The organism is Epibacterium sp. MM17-32, from assembly GCF_022348205.1.
In the GTDB taxonomy this organism is placed as follows: domain Bacteria; phylum Pseudomonadota; class Alphaproteobacteria; order Rhodobacterales; family Rhodobacteraceae; genus Epibacterium.
Genome location: NZ_JAKRFC010000014.1, coordinates 47,888 through 66,299, shown reverse-complemented (window position 1 = coordinate 66,299; position 18,412 = coordinate 47,888). Strand labels below are relative to the sequence as shown.

Annotated in this window: 18 protein-coding genes; 6 read left to right on the top strand and 12 right to left on the bottom strand. The window is 62.6% G+C overall.

Translation table 11 applies throughout. The features are described from left to right. The first annotated feature begins 191 nt into the window (after positions 1-191). Positions 192-1,634, top strand: a complete 1,443-nt coding sequence (locus tag MHM88_RS18610; RefSeq protein ID WP_239368088.1) for an aldehyde dehydrogenase family protein — start codon at positions 192-194, stop codon at positions 1,632-1,634. A gap of 215 nt (positions 1,635-1,849) precedes the next feature. Continuing rightward, positions 1,850-2,560, top strand: coding sequence for a helix-turn-helix transcriptional regulator (locus MHM88_RS18605; RefSeq protein WP_239368086.1), 711 nt, complete (start codon positions 1,850-1,852; stop codon positions 2,558-2,560). Here MHM88_RS18605 and MHM88_RS18600 read toward each other — a convergent pair. The 10 genes from MHM88_RS18600 to MHM88_RS18555 all read right to left on the bottom strand — a co-directional run bounded on the left by MHM88_RS18600 (position 2,557) and on the right by MHM88_RS18555 (position 13,521). Further along, the gene (locus MHM88_RS18600) at positions 2,557-3,210 is read right to left on the bottom strand and encodes an RluA family pseudouridine synthase (protein ID WP_239368084.1); all 654 of its coding nucleotides are present in this window, start codon (positions 3,208-3,210) and stop codon (positions 2,557-2,559) included. The genes MHM88_RS18605 and MHM88_RS18600 overlap by 4 nt on opposite strands. A 95-nt stretch (positions 3,211-3,305) precedes the next feature. Next, on the bottom strand, positions 3,306-3,761 hold the full coding sequence (locus tag MHM88_RS18595; protein WP_239368082.1) for a hypothetical protein: 456 nt from the start codon (positions 3,759-3,761) through the stop codon (positions 3,306-3,308). A gap of 170 nt (positions 3,762-3,931) precedes the next feature. Further along, positions 3,932-4,867, bottom strand: coding sequence for an EamA family transporter RarD (gene rarD, locus MHM88_RS18590; RefSeq protein WP_239368080.1), 936 nt, complete (start codon positions 4,865-4,867; stop codon positions 3,932-3,934). A gap of 125 nt (positions 4,868-4,992) precedes the next feature. Further along, on the bottom strand, positions 4,993-7,446 hold the full coding sequence (locus MHM88_RS18585) for an FAD-dependent oxidoreductase (RefSeq protein WP_239368078.1): 2,454 nt from the start codon (positions 7,444-7,446) through the stop codon (positions 4,993-4,995). A 79-nt stretch (positions 7,447-7,525) separates the two neighbouring features. Continuing rightward, positions 7,526-9,970, bottom strand: a complete 2,445-nt coding sequence (locus MHM88_RS18580) for an FAD-dependent oxidoreductase (protein ID WP_239368076.1) — start codon at positions 9,968-9,970, stop codon at positions 7,526-7,528. Positions 9,971-10,000: 30 nt separating this feature from the next. Beyond that, a complete protein-coding gene (locus MHM88_RS18575; RefSeq protein WP_239368074.1) occupies positions 10,001-10,372 on the bottom strand; it encodes a GFA family protein in 372 nt (123 codons plus the stop codon). Further along, on the bottom strand, positions 10,369-10,998 hold the full coding sequence (locus MHM88_RS18570; protein ID WP_239368072.1) for a LysE family translocator: 630 nt from the start codon (positions 10,996-10,998) through the stop codon (positions 10,369-10,371). Before MHM88_RS18570 ends, MHM88_RS18575 begins: the two co-directional genes overlap by 4 nt. A gap of 75 nt (positions 10,999-11,073) precedes the next feature. Next, a complete protein-coding gene (locus tag MHM88_RS18565; protein ID WP_239368070.1) occupies positions 11,074-11,643 on the bottom strand; it encodes a helix-turn-helix domain-containing protein in 570 nt (189 codons plus the stop codon). A 160-nt stretch (positions 11,644-11,803) separates the two neighbouring features. After that, positions 11,804-12,259, bottom strand: a complete 456-nt coding sequence (locus MHM88_RS18560; protein ID WP_239368068.1) for a GAF domain-containing protein — start codon at positions 12,257-12,259, stop codon at positions 11,804-11,806. Between the two features lie 89 nt (positions 12,260-12,348). Beyond that, positions 12,349-13,521 carry an acetyl-CoA C-acyltransferase gene (locus tag MHM88_RS18555; protein WP_239324549.1) on the bottom strand — a complete coding sequence of 391 codons (1,173 nt, stop codon included), beginning with the start codon at positions 13,519-13,521 and terminating at the stop codon, positions 12,349-12,351. A 96-nt stretch (positions 13,522-13,617) separates the two neighbouring features. On the opposite strand from MHM88_RS18555, the gene MHM88_RS18550 reads away from it, so the two are divergent. The 3 genes from MHM88_RS18550 to MHM88_RS18540 all read left to right on the top strand — a co-directional run bounded on the left by MHM88_RS18550 (position 13,618) and on the right by MHM88_RS18540 (position 16,522). Continuing rightward, positions 13,618-13,962: an STAS domain-containing protein gene (locus tag MHM88_RS18550; RefSeq protein WP_239324551.1), complete on the top strand. Its 345-nt coding sequence runs from the start codon at positions 13,618-13,620 to the stop codon at positions 13,960-13,962. 33 nt (positions 13,963-13,995) lie between these two features. After that, entirely contained in the window at positions 13,996-14,436 is a 441-nt protein-coding gene (locus MHM88_RS18545; RefSeq protein WP_239324553.1) for an ATP-binding protein, read from the top strand. Positions 14,437-14,944: 508 nt separating this feature from the next. Further along, positions 14,945-16,522: a gamma-glutamyltransferase family protein gene (locus tag MHM88_RS18540; protein WP_239368066.1), complete on the top strand. Its 1,578-nt coding sequence runs from the start codon at positions 14,945-14,947 to the stop codon at positions 16,520-16,522. A gap of 52 nt (positions 16,523-16,574) precedes the next feature. Here MHM88_RS18540 and hspQ read toward each other — a convergent pair whose 3' ends face one another. After that, positions 16,575-16,901 carry a heat shock protein HspQ gene (gene hspQ, locus MHM88_RS18535; RefSeq protein WP_239324556.1) on the bottom strand — a complete coding sequence of 109 codons (327 nt, stop codon included), beginning with the start codon at positions 16,899-16,901 and terminating at the stop codon, positions 16,575-16,577. A 230-nt stretch (positions 16,902-17,131) separates the two neighbouring features. Between hspQ and MHM88_RS18530 the strand changes: the two genes are divergently transcribed. Continuing rightward, positions 17,132-17,719 carry a lytic transglycosylase gene (locus tag MHM88_RS18530; protein WP_239324557.1) on the top strand — a complete coding sequence of 196 codons (588 nt, stop codon included), beginning with the start codon at positions 17,132-17,134 and terminating at the stop codon, positions 17,717-17,719. Positions 17,720-17,762: 43 nt separating this feature from the next. Here MHM88_RS18530 and MHM88_RS18525 read toward each other — a convergent pair whose 3' ends face one another. Then, positions 17,763-18,362: an outer membrane lipoprotein carrier protein LolA gene (locus MHM88_RS18525; protein ID WP_239368064.1), complete on the bottom strand. Its 600-nt coding sequence runs from the start codon at positions 18,360-18,362 to the stop codon at positions 17,763-17,765. Positions 18,363-18,412: the final 50 nt, after the last annotated feature.

Here is an 18,412-nt window from a genome sequence, read left to right as displayed (position 1 = left end):
AAATTGTCGCAGACCACCCTACCTACTCGCCCCGGAGAAGCTTTGATCGATAGGGCCGTGAGCAAGGCGCGGAATCGCGCGCTTCAGAATTTGATCAAAAATCCGGCTTGTGGTGGGACACGGTCGCTGCCACACTGCCGGCAACGCGCCGGAAACCGGCCCGAGCCATCGTCTCGACAAGGGAGCAAACCATGCTTGAGAAACGCGAATTCTATATCAATGGTCAGTGGGTCTCTCCTGCGACCGCCAACGACTATGCCGTCATCGATCCGTCGACGGAGGAGCCCTGCACGGTGATTTCTCTGGGCAGCCAATCGGATACCGATGCCGCCGTTGCCGCCGCCAAGGCCGCCCTGCCCGGTTGGATGGCGACCCCGCCATCCGAGCGTATCGCACTGGTGGAGAAACTGATCGAGGTCTACAACACCCGTGCCGAGGATCTGGCGCAGGCCATGTCCACTGAGATGGGTGCCCCGATCGATCTGTCGCGCTCCAGCCAGGTGGGCGCCGGGACCTGGCACCTGAACGGCTTTATCGAGGCGGCCAAGAATTTCCAGTTTGAACGCCCGCTTGGCGATCACGCCCCCAATGACCGCATCATCTACGAGGCGGTCGGCGTTGCGGCGCTGATCACACCGTGGAACTGGCCGATGAACCAGATCACGCTCAAATTCGGGGCCGCCGCGATCGCGGGCTGTACCATGGTGCTGAAACCGTCTGAGCAAAGCCCGCTCAACGCGATGATCTTTGCCGAGATCGTGGATGAGGCCGGTTTCCCGCCCGGTGTGTTCAACCTCGTGAACGGCGATGGCGCGGGTGTCGGCACCCAACTGTCCTCGCACCCGGATGTGGATATGGTGTCCTTCACCGGCTCCACCCGCGCGGGCACCGCGATCTCCAAGGCGGCAGCTGACACGCTGAAGAAGGTGCATCTGGAACTGGGCGGCAAAGGGGCGAACCTCGTGTTTGAGGACGCCGATGAAAAAGCGGTGAAGCGCGGCGTGCTGCACATGATGCAGAACACCGGCCAGAGCTGTAACGCGCCCTCCCGCATGCTGGTGCAAAAGGGCATCTACGACCGCGTGGTCGAAGAAGCTGCCGCAGTGGCCAACAAGGTCGAGGTCGGCCCCGCGTCTCAGGAAGGCCGCCATATCGGCCCCGTGGTCAATGAGCTGCAATGGACCAAGATCCAGGATCTGATCCAGAAGGGCATCGACGAGGGTGCGCGTCTGGTTGCCGGTGGCACCGGTCGCCCGGACGGGCTGAACAAGGGCTACTATGTAAAGCCGACGGTCTTTGCCGATGTGAACAACCAGATGACCATCGCGCGCGAAGAGATCTTTGGCCCGGTGATGACCATCATCCCGTTCGAAACCGAGGAAGAAGCGGTCGAGATCGCCAATGACACGCCCTATGGCCTGACCAACTACGTACAGACACAGGACGGCGCGCGCGCCAACCGCATGGCGCGAGTGTTGCGCTCCGGCATGGTGGAGATGAACGGTAAATCCCGCAGTGCCGGTGCGCCCTTTGGCGGCATGAAGCAATCCGGCAATGGCCGCGAAGGTGGCGTCTGGGGGCTTGAGGACTTTCTCGAGGTGAAAGCCGTCGGCGGCTGGACCCCCGAGAGCTGATCCCGGCAGCCAGCCTCCACACACACAGATGGACCGCCCCTGAACCGGGCGGTCCTTTTTGTTTGCTCCCGTTCCTGACAGAAACCAGGAAGCAACGTCTTAAAACGTTTACCGAAACTTGCGAGAGTTCGCGCGGTATTCACGCTCTGCCGGGCGTATTTTTCAGATCTGTTTTCAGACCCCGTGTTAGGCTGACCTCGCCCCGGAGGTGCGCAATGGACTTTTTAAACGCTTTGGGCCTGACCGGAGACTGCCCGACCGATCACATTCCAACCACATTGGCAGGATCGTCAAAACCGGTGGTGACGCGTATCGTCGCCTATCCCGACGCGTACCTGATCGCTGACAAGCTCTGCCGACTGGAGCGTTACTGCGCCAGTCCGCTGCGTCTGGAGGCCAGGCCGGTCGGTGGCAGCGGCCTGTCTCTTGCGCTGCATCCCGTGTCATCCCCGGCGGACCTTGAAACAAGATGTGCAATCCTGCATGGGCTGCTGCTGCGCGCCGGATTTGACGGGGTGTCCTCCAGCGGGGCGGGCCTCACATGGCGGCAGGCGCCGGAGCCGGTCGGGCTTGATACAGGCGGATCTCCGCGGTTGTCAGACCACCTGCTGCGCCTGATTGCGGCCGATCCCGCCCGCGCCTGGCGGTTGCAGGAGGCGGCGGCAGAGCTTGGCGTATCCAGCCGCAGCCTGCAACGCTACCTGTTGGCGGAGGGCAGTACCTTCTCGACCGCCTTGCGACAGGCCCGCACCAAATCTGCCGCCAGCCTCTTGCGCACGTCACGGATCAGCCTCGCGGAGATCGGTTTCTGCTGCGGGTATGCCGATCAGGCGCATTTTCAACGCGAATTCCGCGCTGTCTCGGGCGCGACGCCCCGGCATTTCCGCGCCGGGGAGGGGCAGCTGCAAAAACCGGCGAGAGCCTAAAACGGCGCCTTCGCCCGGAACTTCTGCGACACCCCGCCCTCGGGATGCTTCAGCCGCAGCTCCTCGGAATGCAGCATCATGCGCGTATGCTCCAACGCTGCCCCCGATGCGTAAAGCGGATCGCCGAGGATCGGATGACCCAGCGCAAGCATATGAACCCGCAACTGATGGGATCGGCCTGTCTTGGGGTGCAGCCGCACCCGGGTTTCATCCGCACCGTAGCTTATGACCTTCCAGTCGGTATGGGCAGGCTTGCCGGTTTCCGTGCAGACCTTTTGCAGCGGACGGTTGGGCCAATCCACGATCAACGGCAGATCAACGGTCCCCGAACGCGGCTCCAGCTTGCCGGTCAGACGGGCCACATAAGCTTTCTTCGTCATGCGCTTTTCAAACTGCAGCCCCAGATGCCGCTGCGCATGCGCGGTCATCGCAAAAACCATCACGCCGGAGGTATCCCGGTCGAGCCGATGCACCAACAAGGCCTCGGGAAACACCGCCTGGATACGGCTGATCAGACAGTCTGACAGATGCGCGCCCTTGCCTGGCACCGACAGCAACCCCGCAGGCTTGTTGACCACCAGGATCTGAGAATCATGGTGCAGGATCTCGAGCGGGGCGCTCGGCGGGCAATAGGCGCTGGATACGGTCATGCGCGCTGCGTAGCGGCGTCGGGACCGCAACGCAAGCATCCGCCGCAGGCCCCGTCACACACCACACCCGCGATCGGCTGGGATGTCGTGTCGGATCAGGTCGCCGCCGTCTCAGGTCTGCGCGGGGGACGTGGCGCATCCCAGACCGCGCCGCCTTCGGGGTTCAACACCCCCCACAGATAGACACCGCGGTTGTACCAATTGACCACGATCTCCCGCTCGCCCTCAAAGATCACCACGCAATAGGATGTATCCGTGATGGTGCAGGAATCTCGGTCGAGCAGCTGCGTGATGAAGGGTTCCGCAGTGTAGCTCTTGATATTGACCCATATGCGGTTGAGCTTGCTCGAAAAGAACATCGGGCCAAGGATGATCACCGCACCGGCCAGCAGCAGGGCGGGGCCGGACAGATTGCGAAACGGGTTCACGCCCGTGAGCTTGTCACCATAGGCGACAAACACCAGACGCCCGATCCCCCCAACCAGAACAAAAACCGCAAGCAAGGACATGGATTGCGTCACCTGTTGCGTCATGCCCGTCACAGCGGACACGTCTACTCCTAAATCCAAAACGTCACCTTCGTAATATCTGAGAATCAAACTGAATCGTCGCCAGCCCGTGGCTGGTACGAGGAAGATGTGGCGAGGGTTTGGGGCCCCAAAATGGCAAAGGCGAGACCAACAGATGACAACCGATAGTTGCAATCAAGAGGTGGCGTGCTTCAGGCTTCGCGGGCAGGTGCCGCCTCGGTCAGCGCCTCCCGCCCCTTGCGTCGCATCTCGCGCAGCAGCGACGTGGAATAGATCACCAGCGCGGCCCAGATCAGCGGGAAGGCCACCATGCGCGCACCGCCAAAGGGCTCTTTGAAGACAAAGACGGCGACCAGAAAAATCATCGTCGGGGCGATATATTGCAGGATCGCAATGGTCGAGAGTTTCAGCAGCTTGGCGCCATTGGCATAGATGATCAGCGGCACCGCCGTAACCACGCCGCAGCCCAGCAGCAGCAGCGTATCATGGCGCAGGGCGGCAAAATGGCTCTGTCCGGTGGCGGTGAGATAGCCGATGTAGCCCAGCGCCGGAATGGTGAGGATCAGCACCTCCAGCAGGAAGCCCTGATTGGGGCCGATGGGCAGGGATTTCTTGAAGAACGCGTAGAACCCCCAGGACACGGTCAGACCCAGCGCGGCCAGCGGCAGCCGCCCCGTTTCCACGGTCAGGATGATCACCGCAATCGTCGCAAGGCCAACCGCCACCATCTGGGCTCGCGTCAGCCGCTCGCCCAGCAGCAAGGCGCCCAGCGCGATCGAGAACAGCGGATTGATGTAGTAGCCCAGCGCCGCCTCCAGCGCGTAGCCGGAGCCGACGGACCAGACATAGATCCCCCAGTTCACCGACACGAAGGCCGCTGTCACACAGCCCATCGCCAGCACGCGCGGATTGCACAGCGCAGCCTTGAGGTCATTCATCCGCCCCAGCAACAGCAGCAGAACGGCGGCGATCGGGACCGACCAGATCACCCTATGTGCCACCACTTCTGTCGGCGGGATATGGGCCAGCATTTTCATGTAAAGCGGCAGGAACCCCCACATGAAATAGGCTGTCAGTGCAAAGGCGAGGCCCTGAGGCGTGTCCTCGTTTGTCGCTGTGCTGCTCATGACCGGACCTCCCCGTCCTGCGAATCATATGCCCGGCTGAAACACGCCAACGCCTTAATACACAAAGAAAACCGCAGCGCCGCTGATCCATCGGGCGCTGCGGTCCAAACTGGCTAGCAGATCGATCAGACCTTTACACGATCCGATTTGGGATCATACATCGGCCGGAGCGATGCCTCGGCGCGCACCCGGGTGCCGCACACGTCGATCTCGTAGGTCGACGCCAGAACCTGCGCCGCGGTTTCCCCCGCGCAAGGAACATACCCCAGGCCGATGGCGCCGCCGAGGGTGTGACCATAGTTCCCAGACGACAGGTAGCCCACATACTCGCCATCGCGCAGGATCGGCTCGTTGTGAAACAGCAGCGGCTCCGGATCGGTGAGGCGGAATTGCACAAGACGTTTCTGGGGGCCGGTCTCCTTACGCTGTGCCACTGCCGCACGGCCGATGAAATCGCAACCCTTGTCGACTTTGACCGCAAATCCCAGCCCGGCATCCACCACATGATCCTCGCAGGTGATGTCATGGCCGAAATGGCGAAAGCCTTTCTCGATCCGGCAGCTGTCCATCATGTGCATGCCGCAGAGCTTGAGATCCATCTCCTGCCCGGCCTGCCACAGGGTTTCGAACACATGGCCCGCCATGTCGGTGGGCACATAGATTTCCCACCCCAGCTCGCCCACATAGGTGACGCGGTGAACGCGCGCCAGCCCCATGCCGATCTCGATCTCCTGCGCGGTGCCAAAAGGGTTCACGGTGTTGGAAAAATCACTGGGCGAGACCTTCTGCAACAGGGTGCGCGCGTTTGGTCCCATCACCGCCAGCACGCCCTCGCCCGCCGTTACATCGGTGATGACCACGTTGAAGTCCCCCTTGTGGCGCGCCATCCAGGTCTGATCGGCAAGCCGTGTGGCCGCCGGTGTCACCACGAGGTAGGCCGTCTCCGACAGCCGGGTGACGGTCACGTCGGCCTCGATCCCGCCCCTGCGGTTGAGGAACTGGGTATAGACGATCTTGCCCACCGGCACGGCATAATCACCGCCGCCGATGTGGTTCAGGAACGCCTCGGCCTCCGGCCCTTCGACGCGGATCTTGCCGAAGGAGGACATGTCGTACATGCCGACATTCTCGCGCACGGCACGATGTTCCGCGGCGGAGTTTTCAAACCAGTTCTGGCGTTTCCAGCTGTATTCATAGTCTTTGTTCTGGTCCGGCTGCGCAAACCAGTTGGCGCGCTCCCAGCCCGCCAGTTCGCCAAAGACCGCGCCCTGATCCTTCAGGTGGTGATGAAAGGGGGTGCGGCGCACCCCGCGTGCCGTCGCCTTCTGCCGGTAGGGGAAGTGATCTGCATACAGCAGCCCAAGCGTTTCTTTGGAGCGTTCAAACAGATAGTGTCGGTTACCCTGAAAGGGCTGCATCCGCGCGATGTCGACGTCGCCGAGGTCAAAGGGTTTCTCGCCCTCCTCCATCCACTGCGCCAGCGCCATGCCCGCGCCGCCTGCGGATTGAATACCGATCGAATTGAACCCCGCCGCAACCCAGACATTGTCCATCTCCGGCGCCAGGCCCAGGTGATAGGCATCATCCGGGGTGAAGCTCTCCGGCCCGTTAAAGAAGGTATGTATCCCGGCCTCGGCCAGCATCGGCATCCGGTTCACCGCAGCCTCCAGGATCGGCTCAAAGTGGTCGAAATCCTCGGGTAGCTGATCGAATTCGAAACTGTCGGGGATGCCCGCCATGCCCCAGGGTTTTGCATTGGGCTCAAACGCGCCAAGCAGGATCTTGCCCGCGTCCTCCTTGTAGTAGGCGCATTCGTCCGGCACCCGCAGCACCGGCAGTTGGGTGAGGTCGGGGATGTTCTCGGTGACGATATAGAAATGCTCGCAGGCATGCAGCGGGACGTTGACACCGGCCATACGCCCCACCTCTCGCCCCCACATGCCGGCGCAGTTCACGATCATGTCGCAGGCGATATGTCCCTGATCCGCGCCGTCATCAGAACACCAGTCGACACCGGTGACACGACGCCCGTCGCGACTGATGCCGCTGACCTTCACACGTTCCTTTATCAGCGCGCCCTGTTGCCGTGCGCCCTTTGCCAGCGCCAGCGCGATATTGGCCGGGTCTCCCTGCCCGTCCCGCGGCAGCCAGACACCTGCGGTGACGTCCTCGATATTGAGGTGATCGTAGCGGGCCTTGACCTCCTGGGGCGAGATCTCCTCGACCTCCACCCCGAAGGCGCGGGCCATGGCGGCCTGGCGGAAGATTTCTTCGCGACGCTCTGCGGTCAGGGCCACGGTGATCGAACCGCAGCGCTTGAACCCGGTGGCAACGCCGGTTTCCGCCTCCAGCGCGCCATAGAGTTCCTGACTGTATTTCGCCAGCTTGGTCATATTCGCGGTGGCGCGCAGCTGCGCGATGAGGCCCGCCGCGTGCCAGGTGGTCCCGGAGGTAAGCTGCTTGCGTTCCAGAAGCACCACATCCTTCCAGCCGAGTTTGGTCAGGTGATAGGCGACGGAACAGCCCACGACGCCACCGCCAATGATGACGACACGGGCCTGTTCGGGAAGATCTGCCATGGGAAGGCTCCTTTCATGCAGGCGGTTCGCCGGGGGCGCTGCCCCCGGACCCCCGGGGTATTTGAGAGAAGATGAAGGCTCAGGCGCGCAGGCGCAGGTTGTCCGGATCCCAGAGCGGTTGATCGGGCTGCACCACGGCGCGGTGTTTGCTGCCGTAGATTTCCACCTCGAGTTCGGTGCCTGGGGATGCAAGGTCCGCCCGGACCATGCCCAGCGCGATCGAGGCGCCGACCCGGTAGCCCCAGTCGCCCGACGTGGTTTCACCGACAATCTCGTCCCCCTTCCAGAGGCAGGACATATAGGGCGCGTCCGCCTCGGCCGCGTCGACCAGAAGGGTCACAAAGCGTTTCTTTGGCCCTTCTTTCTGCTCGGCCAGGAGCGCCGCCTTGCCCGGGAAATCCTGCACTTTATCAAGCCTGACAAACCGGTCCAACCCGCCCTCAAACAGGCTGTAGTCGGTGGACAGGTCTCCCTTCCACGCGCGATAGCCCTTTTCGATGCGCAAACTGTTCAGCGCATACATGCCGAAGGGTTTGGCGCCTGCCGCAAGCAGCGCCGCGTAGATGTCCGGCATGTGGTCGTTCAGCGCGTGAACCTCCCAGCCAAGATCACCGGCGAAGGACACGCGCACAAGATGGGCAGGCTGTCCGGCCACGGTGGCATCCTGATGGCTGAGCCACCCGCGCGCGAGGTCGGCATCCGTCAGCGGGCCGAGGATCTCGCGCGATTTTGGCCCGGTGACGATCAGCGTGTCGCGCGTGGTGGTGACATCCTCCAGCCGGATCCCCTCCGGCAGGGCCGCGCGCAGGAGATCACGGTCGTGCCATTGGGCGCTGGCGGCGGTGATCATCGTGAACTCATCCTCACCGCGGCGCAGGCAGGACATCTCTGTCAGGATACGCCCCCGGCTATCCGCGACATAAACGAGGTTCATCCGCCCCACCTTGGGCAGGGCACCGGTGATGAGGCCGCGCAGCGCCTCTGCCGCGCCCTCGCCGGAGATCGCAAACCGCGAAAACCCCGGCAGATCCAGCACGCCGCAGTGATCGCGCACCGCCTCGCATTCCTCGCGGATGCGTTGCTGCCAGGGACCGGAGCGTTCCCAGGTGTGGGTCGCCTCTGGCGCGGTGTCATCGCCCGGCTGCGCAAACCAGTTGGCGCGCTCCCAGCCATTGTAGACCCCCATCTGACCGCCCTGCGCAATAACCTGATCATGCACCGGCGAGCGTTTCTTGTTGCGCCCGGCGGGCCATTCGTGACGGGGGAAGTGCATGGCGTATTCGTTTCCATAGACCTCCATGCCCTTTTGCACGCAATAGTCGTGATCGGTGTAATCGGTGAACCGGCGCGGGTCGCAGGACCACATGTCCCATTCGGTGTGCCCGTCGACGATCCATTCCGCCAGCACCTTGCCCGCGCCACCGCCCTGGGCGATGCCGAAGGTAAAGACGCAGGCCTCGAAGGCATTCTTGACGCCGGGCATGGGGCCGAGCAGCGGCAGGCCATCGGGGGCGTAGGGGATCGGGCCATTGATCACCCGCGAGACACCGGACCGGGCCATCAGCGGCACCCGGGCCATCGCGTCGGTGACGATATCCTCGATCCGGTCAAGGTCATCGGACCAGAGCTGGAAAGAGAAATCCTCCGGCATCGGATCGTCTGATGTGTCCCAATGGGCGCGGCAGTTCGGCTCGTAGGGGCCGAGGTTGTAGCCGTGTTTTTCCTGGCGCAGATAGTAGGAGACATCGACGTCGCGCAAGAGCGGCAACTTCTTGCCGGTGGCCTTGGTGTGGGCCTCGATCTCGGGGATTTCCTCGGTCAGCAGATACTGGTGGCTCATCACCATCATCGGCACGGTGCGACCGCCGTAGGGTTTGAACCACTCACCGACCCGTTGCGCATAATAGCCGGCGGCATTCACCACATGGTCGCAGGCGATGTCGCCCTTGTCGGTGTGCACGATCCAGCCGTCCCCGGTCTGGGTTACACCGGTGGCGGGGCAGAAGCGGATGATCCGCTGCCCCATGTCGCGCGCGCCCTTGGCCAGCGCCTGCGTCACCTGCGCCGGGTCGATGTCGCCGTCGTTGGGATCATACAGCGCTCCGGCCAGATCATGCGTCTCTATAAAGGGATAAAGCGCCTTCACCTCCTCCGGTGTCAGGATCTTGATATCCATTCCCTGATAGCGCCCCATGGCGGCGGCGCGTTCGAACTCCTGCATGCGCTCCTTGGAATGCGCCAGCCGGATCGACCCGGTCTGGTGGTAGTTCATCGGATAGTCGACCTCTGCGCCGAGGCGGGCATAAAGCTCGGTCGAGTAGCGCTGCATGTTCATGATCGACCACGACGTTGAAAACGTCGGCACATTGCCTGCCGCGTGCCAGGTGGAGCCGGCGGTCAGCTCGTTCTTTTCCAGAAGAACGCAGTCGGTCCAGCCCTTCTTGGCCAGATGATACAGCGCGGAGCAGCCGACAACGCCGCCTCCGATGATGACGACGCGGGCCTGTGTGGGAAAATCAGACATGGTCGGCTCCTTCTTGCAAGGGGTGGCAGGTCAGGCGTTTTGCGGCAGACCGTCGGCGATCTCGTAATAATCGCCCTTGTCGGCCACGAAGATGTGCTTTTCGAGGGTGATCCCAGTGGGGGCGGCAACCGCCCCAAGCGCAAAACTGGTGGTGTCTTCCTCCAGCGCCTTCCAGAACAGAAAGGAGCCGCATGTGGCGCAGAACCCGCGCTTGGCACCGGGGCTGGAGGCAAACCAGGTGACATCACCGGTGATGGTCAGATCCGCGTCCGCCACATAGGCCGAGGACCAGATGCCGCCGGACTGGCGCCGGCATTGGCCGCAGTGGCACATCGACGGCCCCCGTGGGTCCGCCTCGGTTTCAAACTGGATATTGCCGCACAGGCAGTGTCCCTTGATCATGATGCTGTCTCCAGATTTGGGGTGCTGCTGGCGCCGAGAAGGACGCCATAGACAATGAAACAGATCGCCAGCAGGCGGCGGATCCAGACGTTGAAGACCGCTGCCAGCGCCGCCCGACCCATGCCGGCGCCCAGCAGTGTGAAGCCGGTATAGCTGAGCGTTGTCAGCGTCAGCGCGGTAGGCACGATGACGGCCATCTGCGACCAGATCGGCACATCGGGCTGCACGAACTGCGAAAAGGCGGCGAGGTAGCCCGCGACGCTCTTGGGGTTGATCGTCGCCACCGCCAGCGCATGCAGGTAGACATGCCGCGCCGGACGTTCGGCCACCGGCACCGGGTTTGTCGAATTGCGCCAGCCGCGGATGCCCTGAAAGATCAGAAAACCCGCGCCGGCCAGCTTTGCGATGAAAAACCCGGTGGGCGAGGCCGCAATCAACGCCGTGATCCCAAGCGCGGACAGCAGCAGGAACGCCGTCGCCTGGGTCAGGATGCCCAGCACCCCCAGCATCGCCTTGCCAAACCCCAGGCTCATGCCGTTGGAGATGCAATTGACCGCATTCGGCCCCGGCGTGGTGACAAAAGCGGCCCAGAACAGGGCAAAGACGATCCAGGCATCAAAGCTCATGCGCAGCCCCCGGCGTCATGACAAACGCCCCTCGCGCGGCGCGCGGCAACGAGTGGAGGACCGCAGCCAGTCGCATCAATACACCGGCGGCGCGATGACCCAGATGACGACACAGGGCACGTCATAGGGGTTCGACCACTGAAAGGGCTCGTGGCGGATGCGGAAACTGTCGCCGGGGCCGACGGTGAAATGCCGGGTCCCGATCTGCAGATCGAGGTGGCCGGAAATCACATAGGCCACCTCTTGTGTCGGGCGATGGGCCGGCGCCTGCATGCGCGCGTGCGGGGCAAAGGTGGAATGCACCATCTCGAAGTCATCGGTCAGATCGGGTGAGAGCAGTTCCTCGATCAGCCCTTCTTCACCAGAGCCCATGGGCCGCCGGGCCCCCGCACGCACAATATAGCCCTGTTCCGCCACCGGGGCGGAGGCATGGGCAAACAGCATCGACATCGGCACATCCAGGCATTTTGCAATCTGCCGCAGGTCGGAGATCGACGGCTCCGACTTGTCCCGCTCCACCTGGCTGAGCCATCCCACCGAGCGCCCCATGCGGGCCGAAAGATTCGCAAGCGTGATCCCCCGCGCCCGCCGCAGCGCGCGCAGATCAGCGCCAAGCGTGGTGAGAGCGGGCGTGTGGTCGTTCAAATGCGCCTCCAGCGGGGTCGTGAAATTTACACCTCAATTTTCACCATGCCCGATTCTCGTGAAATTCCAAAGCGAAATTTCACGGACACTGTCAGGATAAAAAAACCGGCGCACGCTGCGCCGGTTGTTTACAATTTGGATCGTTGTATCGGCCGCAGGCTCAGAGCGCGCCAAAGACCTGCGCCAGCAGCGCCTGAAGGTGCTCGGCATCTTCGGCGGTGAAGGCCGCGGGCCGGTCGCTATCGATATCAAGCACGGCGATCACCTCGCCTTTGCCGTTGCGCACCGGCAGCACGATCTCTGATCGGGTCGAGGAGGAGCAGGCGATATGGCCGGGGAAGGCCTCGACGTCCTCGACCAGTTGCACCTCGCCGGTGCGGGCCGCTGCCCCACAGACTCCGCGCGAAAACGGAATGACCAGGCACCCGTGACCGCCCTGATAGGGGCCGATCTTCAGCACCTCGGGTTCGGTCACCCGATAAAAACCCGTCCAGTCAAAGCGCTCATCGGCATGATGCAGCTCACACGCCACTGTCGCCATCAACGCAACCGCGTCGGTTTCGCCCTCGGTCAATGCCGCCACCGTCTTGGCCAGCTCGGAATAGTTCACCCGCATTGGAGTTTTGCCTTTTCTGAATATGAAGAGGAGGGTCACCCCTCCTCAATCCTGTCACATCTCGTGGACAGCGCGCGTCGCTTTTGGGGTCAGACCCGCTCGATCGCGATCGCCGTGCCTTCACCGCCGCCAATGCAGATTGCCGCAACGCCGCGCTGCAACCCGCGGGTTTCAAGCGCGTGCAGCAGAGTCACGATAATTCGCGCCCCCGACGCGCCGATCGGATGCCCCAGGGCACAGGCGCCACCGTTCACGTTCACCTTGTCACGCGACAGGCCCATCTCCCGCATGAAGGCCATCGGAACCACCGCAAAGGCTTCGTTCACCTCCCACAGGTCCACGTCTTCCACATCCCAACCGATCCGGGTCAGCAGCTTGCGCGCGGCAGGAACCGGCGCGGTGGTGAACCATCCCGGCGCCTGGGCGTGGCTGGCGTGCCCGAGAATATGCGCCTTGACCTGCAACCCGCGCGCCGCCGCCGCATCCTCGGACGCCAGCACCAGCGCCGCAGCGCCGTCCGAGATCGAAGAGGCATTCGCCGCCGTCACGGTGCCGTTTTCGCGGAACGCCGGTTTCAGCGTCGGGATCTTGTCGGGACGCGCCGATTTCGGCTGCTCGTCAGAGTCGGTCACCACCTCACCTTTGCGTGTTTTCACAACCACTTCGGTGATTTCATTGGCAAATGCGCCACTGTCCTGCGCGGCCAGCGCATTGGACAGCGACCCCAGCGCAAACTCATCCTGCTCCTCGCGGCTGAACTGGTAGAACTCCGCGCAGTCCTCCGCAAAGGTCCCCATCAGGCGCCCCTTGTCATAGGCGTCTTCCAACCCGTCGAGGAACATGTGGTCGATGACCTGACCATGCCCGATCCGGGCGCCTGCGCGCATCTTCGGCAGCAGGTAGGGCGCATTGGTCATGCTCTCCATGCCGCCGGCGACCATCACATCAGCCCCGCCGAGCGCCAGCCGGTCGAACGCCATCATCGCCGCCTTCATGCCGGAGCCACACATCTTGTTCAGCGTGGTGGCGGGGACTTCCTCGCTCAGCCCCGCGGCGAACCCGGCCTGACGCGCCGGCGCCTGTCCCTGCCCGGCGGGCAGCACACAGCCCATCAGCACCTCATCCACCGTGGTCGCGCCCGCGCGCTGCAGCGCGGCCTTGATCGCCGCGCCGCCCAGCTCGGCTGCGGTTACACCTTCATACATCCCTTGGAAACCGCCCATCGGTGTCCGGGCCGCGCCTGCGATCGCAATTCTGGCCATTCTTTCGACTCCTTCAATTTTCTAAACTATCCATACTGAATGATAACATTTAAGGTCTAGGGTGAGTTCCAAGTAAGACGAGCCGAGGAACATGAAATGAGCCTGACGAGCACCGAAGCGGACGGCGCACAAGTGGTTACCGTAAACGCCCAGCGCATTGATGCGGCCATGGCTATCCAGTTCAAGGAAGACATGCGCACGGAAACCGAAGCCGGTCCAAAGCGCGTGATCCTTGACCTGTCCAGGGTCGATTTCATCGACTCCAGTGGTCTGGGCGCGATTGTCGCCGCGATGAAGCAACTTGGCAAGGAGCGCAAGCTTGACCTCGCCGGGCTGACCCCGATGGTGGACAAGGTCTTTCGCCTGACCCGAATGGACACGGTCTTTAACCTCTATGATACGCTCCAGGATGCTCTGGACCCCGAACACGTTGAAAATTGACGCAGCCCAACCCGCCTGTGGAGCCTGAACTTCATGGTTGATTCCTTCGCCTGCTCCTTCAGGGCGACCGAACTGGATGCCCGTCGGGGGATCGTCTCGGTGGTCGAGCGCCTGAAGGAAATGGGTATTCCGAATACCCGGGTCGACGAGGTACAGATCGCCCTCGCCGAGGCGGTAAATAATGTGGTGGAGCATGCGTATGCAGAAACCGCCACCGGCGATGTGCTGATCAGGTGCAATCTGCACCCTGACCGGCTCTGGGTCGAGATTCGCGATGCCGGCGCGCCCTTTCCAGCCTCCAAGCTGCCAGAGGGGCGGGCCGTCGACGTCAACACCGATACGCCGCTGGAAGATCTGCCCGAAGGGGGATTCGGCTGGTTTCTGATCCGCGAGTTGACAAGCGACATCCAGTATCAGCGCAACATGGACAACAACCAGCTGTCCTTGTGCTTTGAAATTCAGCTCACCAACTGAGGTTGCCCCGCGCCGCATCGCCGGTCTGCGCGCGGATCGCCAAAGTGACGCGAATTTAGCTCAGATGCCCGACAACTCTGCTGCCGCTTCACAAATCTGCCGCAATCCGGACCCACGAGCGCCCGAAAGGTAAGCAACAAATCAACGTGTAGCTGAACCAAAGCTTCCCCCGGCGCCGTGTGTTTCTGCCCCCACCAAGTGCATGGCGCCGGGGTGTCTTTGCCAGTGCTGGCCACCGGCGTTTGTTTTGCTCTCCTGCCTCCTTGCGCGTTCCTCCGGTCCTGCACCGCCAGACGAGATGTTGCGACCGGCGCACAGCCATCGTCGGACTGTGCCTGCATCGCCCACTGGACAAAGCCCCCGCGTGTGTCGGTGCACGCCTCAGCCGGAGTTCCGAGGGCCGCGTTTGCGGTTTTCATTGCGCTTGTTCCTGAAATCTCGTGGATTTTACGCCGGCGATATAGGATGAATGACCCTGCCACCCGGGGTCATACAGAGGAGGAACCGCATGCGTGATTTCCATCAACCGGGCCGCTCTGCGGTCTTTGCGCAGAACGGCATCTGTGCCACGTCGCACCCGCTGGCGGCACAGGTTGCCATCGACATTCTGAAACGCGGCGGCAATGCGATGGATGCGGCGATCGCCGGGGCGGTTCTTCTGGGAATCTGTGAACCGATGATGACCGGGATCGGCGGCGATTGCTTTGCTCTGTACACCCGCGCCGGCGAAGACACCGTCCGGGCCCTGAACGGATCAGGCCGCGCCGCCCGGGCCGCGCAGGCCGAAGTGCTGCGCGCGCGGGGGCTGCAAACCGTGCCTTTGCACTCGGTCGACGCGGTCACGATACCCGGCGCCATCGATGCGTTCTGCCATCTCTCTGCAAACGAAGGGAAACTTGACCTCGGCACGGTGCTGGCCCCCGCCATTCACTACGCCGAAGAAGGCGTCCCGGTTGCGCCGCGGGTTGCCTTTGACTGGGGCAACAACGCCGGCACGCTCCAGGGGGCGGCGCGCGACAGCTATCTTCTGAACGGACGCGCCCTACAGGTCGCCGAGATGTTTCGCGCCCCGGGCCAGGCCGAGGTGCTGCGTCGGATCGCGCGCGACGGGCGCGATGCCTTTTACAGCGGTGAGATCGCCGAGGATATGGTCGCTGCCCTGTCCCAGCTGGGCGGCGTCCAAACGGTCGAGGATTTTGCCGCGACACGCTCTACCGTGGCCGCGCCGATTTCAGGTCACTACAAGGATGTGGAGCTGTGGGAGCATCCCCCCAACGGCCAGGGCGCGACCGCGATCCTGATGCTCAATATCCTGAAGCATTTTGACATCGCCGCGCTTGATCCCTTTGGCGCGCAACGCGCGCATATCGAGGCCGAAGCCGCCAAGCTGGCCTATGATGCGCGCAACCGGTTCATCACCGACCCGGATCACATGTCCCGGCTCGACCACATGCTGGCGCCGGAGACCGCCGCCAGCCTTGCCGCATTGATCGACCCCAAGCGCGCGATGACGGCCCCGCAGGACATCAGCGAAGCGGTGCACAAGGATACGGTCTATATCACCGTGGTCGACAAGGACCGCATGAGCGTCTCGCTGATCTACTCGCTCTTCCACGGCTTCGGCTCTGGTATCGCGTCCGAGAAATTCGGCATCCTGATGCAGAACCGCGGGGCCGGATTCTGCCTTGACCCCGGCCACCCCAACGAGCTCGCGGGCGGCAAGCGCCCGATGCACACCATTATCCCCGCCATGCTGGCAGAACAGGGGCGTGTCACCATGCCGTTTGGCGTCATGGGGGGGGCGTATCAGCCAAACGGGCATGCACGGTTTGTCTCCAACCTGCGGGATTTTGGCATGGACCCGCAGGCGGCGATCGACGCGCCGCGCGCATTCTCGGATGCGGGCGTGCTCAAGGTGGAGCGCGGCTATCGCGATGCGGTGCGCTCCGAGCTGTCAGAGATGGGCCACACGGTCGAGGTTCCGGACACGCCGATCGGCGGCGCCCAGGCGATCCGCATTCACGACAACGGCGTGCTGGAAGGCGCAAGCGATCCGCGCAAGGACGGCTGCGCGCTCGGCTACTGAGATAGGCCACCGATGCCGGGTTGGACCTGGCATCGGGACGCCGCCGGACCCGTTAGTTCAGTTGATACTGTAGCTGATAGTTGCCATCGTCAAAGCCGGTGAACATCTCATAGACATCCGGATGGCTCACCGGCTCGCCAGAATAATCCGCAATCAGGTTCTGCTCTGAGACATACGCAACATAGTAGGTCTGATCGTTTTCAGCGAGCAGGTGGTAATAGGGCTGTTCCTTGGCGGGACGGCTTTCTTCGGGGATTGCTTCATACCATTCCTCGGTATTTGCAAACTCCGGATCCACATCAAAGACCACGCCCCGAAACGGGTGCTTGCGGTGACGAACGACCTGGCCAAGATTATATTTTGCGCGTGTTTTCAGCATGTTTCCGGCCCTCTTCTCACACTGTACTAGCGTTTTCTTCCCCCTGTTGTCCAACCTCGGTGGCGAGGTTTTGCAGAAACAATCTGTCAGAGCGGTCTTTACAGTCGGTCAACCTGATCGTTTCAAACAAACTTTTAGTGATCAGCGAGAGCCCCCCGGCCCTGTCAATAGGGATTTCTTCTGCCCCCGCAATTGGCTAAACTGCGAAAAAAACCAAATAGGCAGAGGCAATGAGCAGAATCATAAGTGCCCTGGCGCTCCTGTTGGCTTTGGCCGCCTGTGGTGGTGGGTATAATTCCCCGCCGCGCAATCTGGACAATGCCTGCAGCATCATCACCGAGCGTCCCAAATATCTTCGCGCCTTCCGCGCCGCAGAGCGCCGGTGGGGGGTTCCCGTGCATGTCCAGATGGCGACGATCCATCAGGAAAGCCGCTTTGACGGCAAGGCCCGCACGCCGCACAAATATGTGCTCGGCATCATTCCGATGGGACGGATCTCAAGTGCCTACGGATATGGACAGGCGCTGGACGGGACCTGGGACGACTACAAGGACGACACCGGCCGCCGCTTTGCCCGTCGGGACCGGATCGACGACGCGACCGATTTCATGGGCTGGTACATGGCGCGCAGCTACCAGCGCAACGGCATCCCGCTCACCGACGCCCGCAACCAGTATCTGGCCTATCACGAAGGCCACACCGGATATGCCCGCGGCAGCTATCGCAGCAAGAGCTGGCTGTTGAGAGTGGCCAACAAGGTGGAAGCGCGCTCCAACGCCTATCAGGTCCAGCTGAGCGGTTGCCGCAAGTTTCGCTAGAACACCTGCCCCGCGCACAGGCCCGCGCGGGGCAGAATTCGATTCAGCGGTCGCGTTTGGGACGCGAAATGCTGAACAGGCTGGACCGGAACGACATCCCGGTCTGCATATCCCCCAGGATCACCGTGGTTTCCTCGCCGGCGCCGCCATGGATCACCCATTTGCGCAGCTGCACCGGATTGTCGGTGAACATCAGCTCGATACTGCCGTGTTCCGGGTTCTTGGGGTCCTGTGCCCGCACCACCGTCGACACCCCATCAAACCCGTGCCCCACGACCATGTTGGCCTGCCCGAGATTGACCCGGCGCGCCAGGATGATCGACAGCGGTGTCCGGCTCAGCGGATAGGTCTCCGGCGGCTGGTTCGACTTGGGGTCCATGATCGCAACGGTTCCGGCCTCGGCCAGCACCAGACCGGAATGCGGTGGATCATACTCGAAGCGCACCTTGCCCGGACGGCGGATATACAGCTGCCCGGTCGACAGGCTGCCGTCGTCATTCACCTGCGTGAAGTCCGCCTGCGCGGTGGCAAAGCTGTTCAGATAGGCCGAGATTTCATTCAGGCTCAGCTTCTCCGCCGCGGTTGCCGCGGTGGAGGCCAGCGTGGTTGCGCCAAGCGCAAGAGCAAAGACAAACTGTTTCATGATGTAGAAGATATGCGCGTGTGACCCAAAGTGAAGAGGCCGGGCAGAGC